Genomic DNA, 11,400 nt, shown 5'->3' on the forward strand with positions numbered 1-11,400 from the left:
TTCTCTGTCACTTGTTTAACTGCTTCAATTTTGAATTCTTCAGGGTATCTTTTACTGCTCATAAGCACCTCGTTAATTAGCCATTTTATCTAACTAAAAGGTGTCTACAAAATCGGTGGCTATTCAAGTAAAGTATGAGAAATGCATTCCTCTTCTTAATAAAGGTCAATTAACGAATAATGATACACTAATAAAATGGTTCCCTATGAAATATCAAGTTGATGATCTATTAAAGTTGGGATATGAGGAGAAAGCTAATGGAAATATAAGAGTTAGTTACCAAACTCAGGTCTCTTTTAGTTTTAAAGGTGAACAGAAAATAGCATTTCCTTATACATTTGAAGAGTCTGTTTATTTTGAAAATAGGCCTTTGATTAATACCGTCTTTAAAAAAGATATAAATAAGGATGATAAACGGATAAAGGCAACTGGGGTTCTATTAAAAATGATTAAGGCAGAGGAGTGTGAAGACGTTGATCATTTTAGGCAGAATATTTTTTCTGCGTTAGACAGTAATAAGGTTGATATGGCTATGGATTTAATTTATGGCCTAGAACCTAAAGAATTAAAAACACCGCAATATATTGATGAAGGCCTAAGTTGGCTAGAAAATAAAATAATAGGTGTTGATGAGTTGGTAAAAGGGGAAATTAATGAAGTCTGTTGATGCTGTAGTTTTAGATGATTTAATTTTTGATTATGTATCTTCATCACCCCCTCAAAGTTTCGTTTTATATGCAGGTGCTGGTGCAGGGAAAACACATACTTTGCATCAAACACTCAAGAAAATAAAAGAAAATATTCTTTTGTCTCTGAGTCGAGAAAATAAAAAGCTTGCAGTGATAACATATACAAATGCTGCCTGTGATGAAATTAAAGAACGGATAAACTTTGATAGTAATTTTTTTGTTAGTACGATACATAGTTTTGCTTGGAGTTTAATTTCACCTTTTACAAAAGAAATTAAAGAAATAATTAGAGAGAGGTTGAAAGAGACAATTAGCGATGAAGAGGAAGCCTTAAGTAAATCTAGAAATTTAAACAATAAAACTAGTTTAGGTCGACAAGAGAGGATTAAGAAGTCTTTAAAAAGATTATCTTCATTAGAGTCAACTAGACGTTTTTCTTATAACCCAAATTCTTCAAATGTTGAGGAAAGCTCATTAGAGCATTCAGAGGTTATAGATATTTTTTCAAAATTATTAATTGAAAAGAAATCATTTAAAAAAATTTTAGTGAATAAGTATCCGATTCTCTTTTTAGATGAAGCTCAAGATACCTATGAAAAAGTAATTGATGCATTAGTTCAAACACAAATTGAATTTCATAATCAATTTGTGATTGGTTTGTTTGGCGACAATATGCAACGTATTTTTACTAATAATAAAAAAGACTTAGACACCTTTGCTCCTGAGAATTGGAGACGACCACAAAAGGTTGAAAATTGGAGGTGCCCAAAAAGAGTAGTAAAATTAATTAATAAAATTAGATTTGATGCTGATAAATTCCAACAAGAGTCTAAAGTTAGTTTTGATGGTGTCGTTCGTTGTTTAATTATTGATTCTAATAATCCGAGTTTGGATAAGTTGTTAGTAGAGGATGAAATATGTAAAATTATGGGAGGGGTAACTAATGATGATAAATGGAATTCACGTTCTGAAATAAAAACCTTAATTTTAGAGCATCATATGGCTGCAACTCGTTCTGGATTTCATATATTTTATAAGCCATTGTATGATTCTGCATTGCGTAATAAATTAAGTGCCGCAGATACCCAATCCTTAAGGTTTCTAGTTGGTACATTTTGTGAGTTTATTAACTCCATAATATCTAAAAATGATTTTAATATAATAAAAATTTTAAGAACTAGTTCCGATGTATTTCGTAATTTTTCTATTGTGGACGACCAGTTATCTTATTTGAAAATTATAAGAGACAAAAAAAATGAACTCTTTAATTTGTTAATGGATAGTAATAACTCTATAAAAAATATTCTTAATTATATTTATGAAAACAGTCTCTTAAACATTCCACCATTATTATTGCAAGCATTAATTTTGGATAGCCACTCTCTCGATGACGATGATATTTCTTTAGAACTTATTGCATATAGCCAAGCCTTGGATGCCAAAATAGATCAATTATTTAAATATGCATCCTATATTGATGGGAGTTCAGCTTTTGATACTCATCAAGGTGTTAAAGGTTTGCAATTTGAGAGAGTAATGGCGATTTTAGATGATGATGAAGCAGGTGGTTTTTTATTTGATTATGAGAAGTTTTTAGGTATCAAGGAGTTAAGTGCATCAGATATAAAGAATGAATCGTTAGGGCTTGATAGTGCTTTATCCCGTACCAGAAGGTTGTTCTATGTAATTTGTAGTCGTGCTGAAAAAAGTCTTGCAGTAGTTTGTTATACAAAAAGTCCGAAGTTTTTAAAGGATAAATTAATTGAAAAAGAGTGGTTTATTGAAAGTGAAATACAATTGATTTAATGAAATATAAAATCCTACATTAATGAAGTGAACCCTATAAGTTGGGTACAACTTATAGGGTATTTTTTTCAATGACAACTTATATGTCGCTCAATGACATTTTATGCGTCGCAAATGACAACTTATGTGTCGCGTGATGGAATCTTTCACTTACCAGCTCAACGCGCCGCCAGTTTGATAGTCTGTTACGCGCGTTTCGAAGAAGTTCTTCTCTTTACGCAAGTCCATCATTTCTGACATCCATTGGAATGGGTTGTTCACGCCAGCAAACTGCTCAGGCAAGCCCAATTGGCTTAAACGGCGGTTGCAGATGAATTTCAAATATTCTTCCATCATGCCGGCATTCATGCCCAATACACCGCGCGGCATTGTGTCGCGTGCATATTCGATTTCGAGCATGGTGCCTTCAAGAATCATCTGCACGATTTCTTCTTGGAACTCAGCAGTCCAAAGATGCGGGTTCTCGATCTTGATTTGGTTAATCATATCGATACCGAAGTTCAAGTGCATAGACTCATCACGCAGGATGTACTGGAACTGTTCAGCAACACCGTTCATCTTGTTGCGGCGGCCCATCGACAGGATTTGGCTGAAACCGCAGTAGAAGAAGATGCCTTCAAGTACACAGTAGAATGCGATCAAGTTGCGAAGCAAGATTTGATCCGTTTCAGGTGTGCCGGTTTTGAAGGTTGGATCGCTTAACTGCTGCGTATATTTCAAGCCCCACGCCGCTTTACGTGCAACTGACGGCACTTCACGGTACATGTTGAAGACTTCGCCTTCATCCATGCCTAAAGATTCGATGCAGTATTGGTAAGCGTGCGTGTGAATCGCTTCTTCAAATGATTGACGCAAAATGTACTGACGGCATTCTGGGTTGGTAATGTGGCGGTAAATCGCCAAGACCAGGTTGTTGGCAACCAATGAATCCGCAGTTGAAAAGAAACCCAGTGAACGCATGACAATGGTACGTTCGTCTTCGGTTAAGCCATTTTCAGACTTCCAAAGCGCGATGTCATGGTTCATGTTGACTTCTTGCGGCATCCAGTGGTTGGCGCATCCGTCTAGGTATTTTTGCCAAGCCCATTCGTATTTGAACGGCACCAGCTGGTTCAAGTCAGCACGGCAGTTGATCATGGCTTTATCATCAACCTGCACACGCTGCGCGCCCATTTCCAGCTCTTCTAAGCCAGGCGCAACGTCTAGAGTTTCTAGAGCGTTAGATGCTCTTGCCAACGGATCGGCTGAATCTGCTGGTCGATTTGGATTGGTTCGAGCGGGTTGTGCAGCTGCCAAATTCGGCGATGATTGCTGTGCATCAGATACCACTTGCGAATCAACCGCTTTTTTCGGCTCGACGGGCGCAGGCTGGTGAGCTTGTGCAGCTTGTTTCGGTTCATCATCTTCGAAATCGTCCCAACTTAGGATAGACATAACAGTTCTCTCTTCGTTGCTTTATATCTTTTATATAGTCATCCATATAGCGGACATCAAGCCATTGAAGCCAAGACGTCTTACTATACGCTCATTCTGTGTAAGCAAAATTAAGTTTTGTCGATGGATGCTCTAATTTTATTCGGAAGAGCAAATATCCCCACTACTTATTTTGATTGCGCTGCTGTTCGCGAATCTTGACCCAGGCATAGGTCAAGGGCATATAAAAACAAACAATAAAGGACACCACCAAGGCGATTAGCCCTAACTGATAGTTATGCGTCATATGGAGCATGGGGATTTCCTCTATTATTTTTAATTCATTAGTCCTCCCTAAGCCTCCTTTTAAAAAGGAGGGGACTCCAACTCTCGAAAGTTTGGAAGTCCCCCTTTGAAGAAGGGGGACTTAGGGGGATTTGAAACCTGTCAGCTTACTGACAAGCCTCACAATCAGGGTTGTCAATTGAACATGCCATTGGCACTGGAGCCGCTTGACCGAAACCGTCTTCTTCAGCAGGCGCTTCAGCTTTTTTCGCTTCAACTGCTGGAGCGGCAGCGGCAACAGGCGCTGCTACAGTTGCAGGTTTTACTGCATTCAATGCGCCAGTATTGATGGTCGATTTCTCTGCAGAAGTTGCACCCAATGCACGCAGGTAATACGTGGTTTTCAGGCCGCGCAGCCATGCCATTTTATAGGTCATGTCCAGTTTCTTGCCGTTTGCACCAGAGATGTAAAGGTTCAGAGACTGAGCTTGGTCAATCCATTTTTGACGGCGTGATGCAGCATCCACAATCCAGCGCGGTTCAACTTCAAACGCAGTCGCGAAGATCGCTTTCAGCTCTTCAGGAATACGTGAAATTTTCTGTACAGAACCTTCGAAGTGTTTCAGGTCATTGACCATCACAGAATCCCACAAGCCGCGATCTTTTAACGCACGTACCAAGTACGGGTTGATCACTGTGAATTCACCGGAAAGGTTGGATTTCACATATAAGTTTTGGAATGTCGGTTCGATTGATTGCGAAACGCCGCAAATGTTCGAAATGGTTGCTGTCGGTGCAATCGCCATCACGTTCGAGTTGCGCATGCCGTCTTTTTGAACTTTGGCACGTAGAGTGTCCCAGTCCAAACGCTGTGTGCGGTCAACTTCAAACATGCGGTCTGGACGCGCTTTAGCAACAAGATCCAAAGAATCGATCGGCAAAATGCCTTGATCCCACAATGAACCTTTAAATGTTTCATATGTGCCGCGTTCAAGCGCTAGATCGCTCGAGGTTTGAATCGCGAAGTATGAAATCACTTCCATTGATTCATCTGCAAAATCAACCGCAGCCTCTGAACCGTAAGCCAGTTTCATTTCATATAACGCATCTTGGAAGCCCATGATGCCCATACCGACTGGACGGTGTTTCAAGTTTGAATTTTTTGCTTGCGGTACAGCGTAGTAGTTGATGTCGATCACGTTGTCGAGCATGCGGACTGCTGTTTTAACGGTACGCGCCAGTTTTTCACGGTCAAGAACGCCGCCTTGAACGTGCTGAACCAGGTTGATCGAACCTAAGTTGCAGACTGCGATTTCATCAGCGTTGGTGTTCAGGGTAATTTCTGTACACAAGTTTGATGAATGCACGACGCCAACGTGCTGCTGCGGAGAGCGCAGGTTGCAGACGTCTTTGAATGTGATCCACGGATGGCCAGTTTCAAACAGCATAGACAGCATTTTGCGCCACAAATCTTTTGCACGGATTTTCTTGTGCAATAAGTTTTGTTCTTTGGCAATGCCTTCGTAGTACGCATAGCGTTCAGCGAATTCTGCGCCAGTCAAATCATGCAGGTCAGGCGTTTCAGACGGCGTGAACAGTGTCCATTCCGCATCTTCAAATACACGCTGCATGAACAAGTCTGGAACCCAGTTTGCAGTATTCATGTCGTGGGTGCGGCGGCGGTCATCACCGGTGTTTTTACGCAGCTCTAGGAATTCTTCGATGTCCAAGTGCCAAGTTTCAAGGTATGCGCAGACTGCGCCTTTACGCTTGCCGCCTTGGTTGACTGCGACAGCTGTATCGTTGGCCACTTTCAGGAACGGCACAACACCTTGTGATTTGCCGTTGGTGCCTTTGATGTATGAGTTCAAAGCACGAACTGGCGTCCAGTCATTGCCTAAACCGCCTGCCCATTTAGACAGCATTGCGTTGTCACGCATAGCGCCATAAATGTTGTACAGGTCATCGCCGATGGTGGTTAAGTAGCAGCTCGACAATTGCGGACGCAATGTGCCTGAGTTGAATAGGGTCGGCGTAGAAGCCATGTAGTCGAAGCTGGACAATAAGTTATAGAACTCAATTGCGCGCGCTTCTTTGTCATCTTCATTCAATGCAAGGCCCATCGACACACGCATGAAGAACAATTGCGGCAATTCGAAACGGATGCCGTCAGAGTGAATGAAGTAACGGTCAAATAATGTTTGCAGGCCAAGGTAGGTAAACTGGCTAGAGCGTTCTGGCTGAATCGCTGCTGCCAATTTCACCAAGTCAAAGTTCAGCAGGTCTTCTGACAGAAGATCCAGCTCAACGCCTTTTTTCAGGAATGTTTCTAAGGCGTCATTCTCTAAAGTATCTGCAGATAAACCTAAGAACTCTAAGCCAGTTGCAACCAAGTTGTCGCGAAGCAGGCGGGCCGTCACATAAGTATAGTTCGGCTCTTGCTCAATACGGGTACGGGTCGCCATCATCATGGTGGTTGCGATGTCTGACTCTTTTACGCCGTTATATAGGTTTTTCACGGTCTCATCGATGATCGCTTGAACATCAATGCCTTCCAGGCCTTCGGCCGCTTTGGCAATATGCGCTTGCAGCGCGCCTAAGTCTAATGGGCGAAGCTTGCCGTCGGCTGCAGTCACTTGCAGCGTTGGGTGATGATTTGCGCCAGCTTGCTTGCGCGCTTCAGCACGCTGTTCACGGTAGATCACGTATGAACGTGCAACTTTTTGTTCGCCTGTACGCATCAGCGCCAGTTCAACTTGGTCTTGAATTTCTTCAATATGGATTGTTCCGCCAGACGGCAAACGGCGGTTGAACGTATTCAATACCATCTCGGTAAGTTGAGAAATACGGTCGTGGATGCGGCTGGAATCAGCACTTTGCTGGCCTTCAACAGCCAAGAACGCTTTGCCGATCGCTACAGAAATTTTTTCCGCATCAAAAACGGCAACATCACCGGTGCGTTTAATCACCTGCAATTGGCCTGGGGTAGACGTGATTACGCTCATGTCAGCATAGCTCCATTGTCTCTATTGTTATGTTTATAGACCGTTTGAACCGGGCAAATGCTATGCCGCAGTGTTTGAGGTTTAAACACAAGACTTAGTGGTTTAAAAATGAATTGAACACAAGATACGGGAAAATTCAGGCCAGATCAATATTGACATTTTACTAAAAGCTTTGACTTTTTTTGGCAGAAATCCATCTCTAAAAATCTCTGTTTTTTTATCTTTCTTGTTTATGCCTTATCGGACAAGGGCATAGCATAGCAAAGCTGCGTGCAAGTGCTTATAGATAACCTTGTGGATAAGTTTGAAAGCTGAAAACTAATTCAGGCTGCCGCTGGTCTGATTGCTGTAAATATAAACATTGGCTGTTTTTTACTCTTTTTGTAACTAAATATTTTTGCAAAAGCCTGAAGAAGCGCATTGCTGAAAACAGCGGGATTTCATGAGGATTTCAAAGTTTAAAAGTTTTTAACAAATTGCAGCCATGATGTATCGGTTTCGTGAACGGCATCTTGTTTACAATGTAAACGTGTGTATATTGCAAATTATATTGAATTGTATTTCTTGGATTTTTAAGAAATGCGTCCAGTCATATAAAGGGGCACTCTATGAGCCAAGAAGAAAAGTTACCTAAAATTTTAATTGTTGAAGATGATGAGCGTCTTGCCCGCTTAACTCAAGAATACCTTATCCGCAACGGACTGGAAGTTGGGGTTGAACCGGACGGCAACCGCGCGATCCGCCGCATTATTGCAGAACAGCCGGATATGGTTGTGCTGGATGTGATGCTGCCAGGGGCGGACGGCTTAACCATCTGCCGCGAAGTGCGCCCGCATTATCATCAGCCGATTTTGATGCTGACTGCGCGTACCGAAGATATGGACCAAGTGCTTGGTTTGGAAATGGGCGCAGATGACTATGTGGCCAAGCCTGTTCAGCCGCGTGTATTGCTGGCGCGTATCCGCGCATTGCTTCGCCGCACTGACAAAGCGCCGGAAGATGAGGTGGCGCAGCGCATTGAATTTGATGATTTAGTCATCGATAATGGCGGCCGTTCAGTGACCCTGAACAATGAACTCGTTGATTTTACCAGCGCTGAATATGACTTGCTGTGGCTGCTGGCTTCCAATGCTGGCCGCATTCTTTCCCGTGAAGATATTTTTGAACGCCTGCGCGGCATTGAATATGACGGGCAAGACCGTTCGATTGATGTGCGCATTTCCCGTATCCGTCCAAAAATCGGCGATGATCCGGAAAATCCGAAACGCATTAAAACCGTGCGCAGCAAAGGCTATTTATTTGTAAAAGAAACCAACGGCATCTAATCGATGCCATCCATTTGGGCTGAAATTCGGGACACGCTTAGGTGTTAAAGCACAGTATTTTTTTGCGCATTTATGCGGGACTGGTCATTTTGGTGGTCTTGGTGGCTTTATTTGGCTACTTGCTGGTGCAAATCATCAACTATCAGCGCGCGCAGGAATACCGGGAGTCTCTGACCGACGGCATGGCTTATATTATCAGTGAAGGGATTGCCCGCCAGCCCAATGAACAGCAGCGTATGGACTGGATCTCCGATGCTTCCAATCTGCTGGAACTGCCCATTTACTACGTCAAAGCTGAAAAAGTCGATTTAACCCGCGCCGAAGCGAAGCGTATTGAAGAACGCAAAGCTGTGGTGCGCTGGGATGCGCAGACCAATGTGGCATATATCATTGTCGGCTTGAGGGATGACGCCAGCCATCTGCTGTACATCAAAGCGGAAAACATCACCGAACGGCAAATGAAAGCGCTGCCGGTGTTTGTGCTGGATTATTTGGTGTACTACCCAGGGCAGGAAAAACAGTATCTGGAAAAAATTCAGCACTATTTTTCATATCCAATGGAAATTGTCGATGTGAAAAGCCTGCCGCTGGATTCCGAGCAGATCGGCCGCCTGAGGCTGGATCACAGCATTATTCTGTACCGTGACAGCGCCTCCGTGCGCGGCACAACCATCTCCATTGTATCGCCGATTCCAAGTTCGACCTCTGAAGTGCTGGTTATGGGGCCTGTGCCTTTGTTTAACTGGATGCCGTTTCAGCTGGCGGCCGGCATTACCTTGCTGAGCATGTTTGTGCTGAGTTTGGGCGTTTACGGTTTGCTGGTGCCGATGCAGCGCAAGCTGCGCGCGGTGAACTATGCCTTGAATAAAATGAAAATTGGCGATATGTCCGTGCGCCTGCCTGTGGAATCTACCGATGAAGTGGGCTCGCTGGCTTCCAGCTATAACTCGATGTCTGACCATATTCAGCGTTTAATCGAAGCGCAGCGGGAGCTGATGCGTGCAGTATCGCATGAGCTGCGCACGCCTGTTGCGCGTATCCGCTTTGGCATGGAGATGATGGCGGATGAAGACGACTATGATTATCGCCAGCAGCAGGTTGAGCAGATTGATAAAGACATTGAAGCTTTAAATAACCTGATTGATGAGATTATGACCTACGCAAAGCTGGAGCAGGGCACGCCGTCACTGGATTTTGAGCAGATCATTTTGTTTGAAGTGCTGGATCAGGTGGTGATTGAAACGGAAGCACTGAAGACCGGCAAGACATTGGAGCTGATGCCGCCGCCAATCACGGCAGTTGCCGATGCAGAGCGGCGCTATCTGCATCGTGTGGTGCAGAATCTGGTGGGCAATGCAGTACGCTATTGCGATGATAAAGTGCTGGTCAGCGGCGGGCTGGATGAGCATGGCAATGCTTACATCTGCGTAGAAGATGACGGGCCGGGCATTCCTGAAGATGAACGCAGCCGCATTTTTGATGCATTTACCCGTTTGGATGACAGCCGGACCCGCGCATCGGGCGGTTATGGCCTAGGCTTGTCGATTGTCAGCCGGATTGCCTATTGGTTTGGCGGTTCGATTGCGGTGGATGAAAGCCCGAATTTAGGCGGCGCGCGCTTTACGATGAAGTGGCCGGCCAAACGCTTTAAAGACAGCAAGCGCAAGAGCGGAGATGCTGGAAGAGATTCCGATGCAGAGCATTCAGCATAGGGCTGGCTTTACAGCCAATTGGGTTCTGTTGGGTTCTGTAAAATATAAAAAAGCCATTCTGCAGAATGGCTTTTTTATTGGATGGTTTTAATTGAATTTGCGGCTTTGAAAGAAGCTCATCAAATGCTTTTCCTCAACCTGCAGGATTGAGCTTTAGGTTTAGGATTCATGGATTATTCGTGCGATGTGGCATCCGGCGCAATAATCTCTTTGCCGTCCTTTATGCTTGCCAGCGCATTGGGATTGAAGTCGATCAGCAGTGAATTGTTCTTGGCGTCAATGCTGTAGCGGCTGATCAGCTTTTCATCTCCATTCAGTGTTTCGACTTTGTATTCATCTGCAATGTTCATAATGCCGTCAAGGTTGGTGGTGGCAGACGCTTTGTCCTGGCGGAACAATTCATAGATATCACGCAAATCAAAAATGGCATTATCAGCGTCAGGATGCTTGGCAATATAGTGTTCAATATGACGGATAATGAGCTGGGCAAACAAAAAATAGTCTGGTTTATGCGTAAACTCTAGGTTCATGTATTGCTCCTTCTTTATTGTGGTGATTTGATTGTTTTATATAGGAATAGCACAAATTTTTTTAAATGCGGACAGATAGTTTGGATTTGCTGCAAAAAAATACAAATGGCTTGAAAAATACATGCTGCCGGAAAAAATGCTTGCACGCTTTTTGCGGTGTTGAGCCAGTGCTGCAGGTAGGTGAAAAGTAGGGGATGTCTATTTTTAGGCAATGTGGATTTTGATTGAATTCTCACATTGTGCAAATTTAATTGGAAAATTTAATAAGCGGTGAGTTTTTAAAAAACTTTCCCTTATTTCGTGATATTTGGCTTTTAAAGTTGCGGATACCGCCAGCTTCAGGCGCAGTAAAAAGAAAATTTGTAAAAATAATCATAACTTAAATATTTATTTGGGAAAACGATAACTTGTTGCGAAATACTGCTTTAGTCGAGCATTAAAGTGAAAATGCTTAAAAAATCATCCCAAAGACTAAGGCTTATAAGCTAGCAACTTGCATCACCAATCAGGTACAATTGGCGGGATTAATTTTGTGTTTGGTGTATTTGAAGGCCAATACATACATTCTTTGTTAATAAATTAGGCCTGCCAGGAGTTATCCCCGCATGAGTGCCATTACTCCATACGATTGGGCA

At 43.2% G+C, this 11,400-nt stretch carries 8 protein-coding genes; 4 read left to right on the forward strand and 4 right to left on the reverse strand.

The annotated features are described in order from the left end of the window. Positions 1-115: 115 nt before the first annotated feature. Both ACE3T3_RS15555 and ACE3T3_RS15560 read left to right on the forward strand, forming a co-directional pair. Positions 116-667: a hypothetical protein gene (locus ACE3T3_RS15555; RefSeq protein ID WP_374668525.1), complete on the forward strand. Its 552-nt coding sequence runs from the start codon at positions 116-118 to the stop codon at positions 665-667. Continuing rightward, entirely contained in the window at positions 654-2,495 is a 1,842-nt protein-coding gene (locus tag ACE3T3_RS15560; protein WP_374668527.1) for a UvrD-helicase domain-containing protein, read from the forward strand. Before ACE3T3_RS15555 ends, ACE3T3_RS15560 begins: the two co-directional genes overlap by 14 nt. Positions 2,496-2,645: 150 nt before the next feature. Here the strand turns inward: ACE3T3_RS15560 and ACE3T3_RS15565 are convergent, their stop codons facing one another. From ACE3T3_RS15565 to ACE3T3_RS15575, 3 genes are all read right to left on the reverse strand, one after another. Then, positions 2,646-3,929: a ribonucleotide-diphosphate reductase subunit beta gene (locus ACE3T3_RS15565; protein ID WP_374668529.1), complete on the reverse strand. Its 1,284-nt coding sequence runs from the start codon at positions 3,927-3,929 to the stop codon at positions 2,646-2,648. Between the two features lie 163 nt (positions 3,930-4,092). Beyond that, on the reverse strand, positions 4,093-4,224 hold the full coding sequence (locus ACE3T3_RS15570) for a hypothetical protein (RefSeq protein WP_374668531.1): 132 nt from the start codon (positions 4,222-4,224) through the stop codon (positions 4,093-4,095). Between the two features lie 136 nt (positions 4,225-4,360). Further along, entirely contained in the window at positions 4,361-7,198 is a 2,838-nt protein-coding gene (locus ACE3T3_RS15575; RefSeq protein ID WP_374668533.1) for a ribonucleoside-diphosphate reductase subunit alpha, read from the reverse strand. 608 nt (positions 7,199-7,806) lie between these two features. Between ACE3T3_RS15575 and bfmR the strand changes: the two genes are divergently transcribed. Both bfmR and bfmS read left to right on the forward strand, forming a co-directional pair. Beyond that, on the forward strand, positions 7,807-8,523 hold the full coding sequence (bfmR, locus tag ACE3T3_RS15580) for a response regulator transcription factor BfmR (protein WP_374668535.1): 717 nt from the start codon (positions 7,807-7,809) through the stop codon (positions 8,521-8,523). Positions 8,524-8,564: 41 nt separating this feature from the next. Further along, entirely contained in the window at positions 8,565-10,235 is a 1,671-nt protein-coding gene (bfmS, locus tag ACE3T3_RS15585; protein WP_374668537.1) for a sensor histidine kinase BfmS, read from the forward strand. 173 nt (positions 10,236-10,408) lie between these two features. On the opposite strand, the gene ACE3T3_RS15590 is transcribed toward bfmS, so the two are convergent. After that, a complete protein-coding gene (locus ACE3T3_RS15590) occupies positions 10,409-10,765 on the reverse strand; it encodes a hypothetical protein (RefSeq protein ID WP_374668539.1) in 357 nt (118 codons plus the stop codon). Positions 10,766-11,400 lie beyond the last annotated feature (635 nt).

The organism is Acinetobacter sp., assembly GCF_041919735.1.
In the GTDB taxonomy this organism is placed as follows: domain Bacteria; phylum Pseudomonadota; class Gammaproteobacteria; order Pseudomonadales; family Moraxellaceae; genus Acinetobacter.

Coding starts and splice junctions, on each gene's coding strand:
- ACE3T3_RS15560 (WP_374668527.1), top strand. CDS start 654: ATGAAGTCTGTTGATGCTGTAGTTTTAGATGATTTAATTTTTGATTAT.
- ACE3T3_RS15565 (WP_374668529.1), bottom strand. CDS start 3,929: ATGTCTATCCTAAGTTGGGACGATTTCGAAGATGATGAACCGAAACAA.
- ACE3T3_RS15570 (WP_374668531.1), bottom strand. CDS start 4,224: ATGCTCCATATGACGCATAACTATCAGTTAGGGCTAATCGCCTTGGTG.
- ACE3T3_RS15575 (WP_374668533.1), bottom strand. CDS start 7,198: ATGAGCGTAATCACGTCTACCCCAGGCCAATTGCAGGTGATTAAACGC.
- bfmR (WP_374668535.1), top strand. CDS start 7,807: ATGAGCCAAGAAGAAAAGTTACCTAAAATTTTAATTGTTGAAGATGAT.
- ACE3T3_RS15590 (WP_374668539.1), bottom strand. CDS start 10,765: ATGAACCTAGAGTTTACGCATAAACCAGACTATTTTTTGTTTGCCCAG.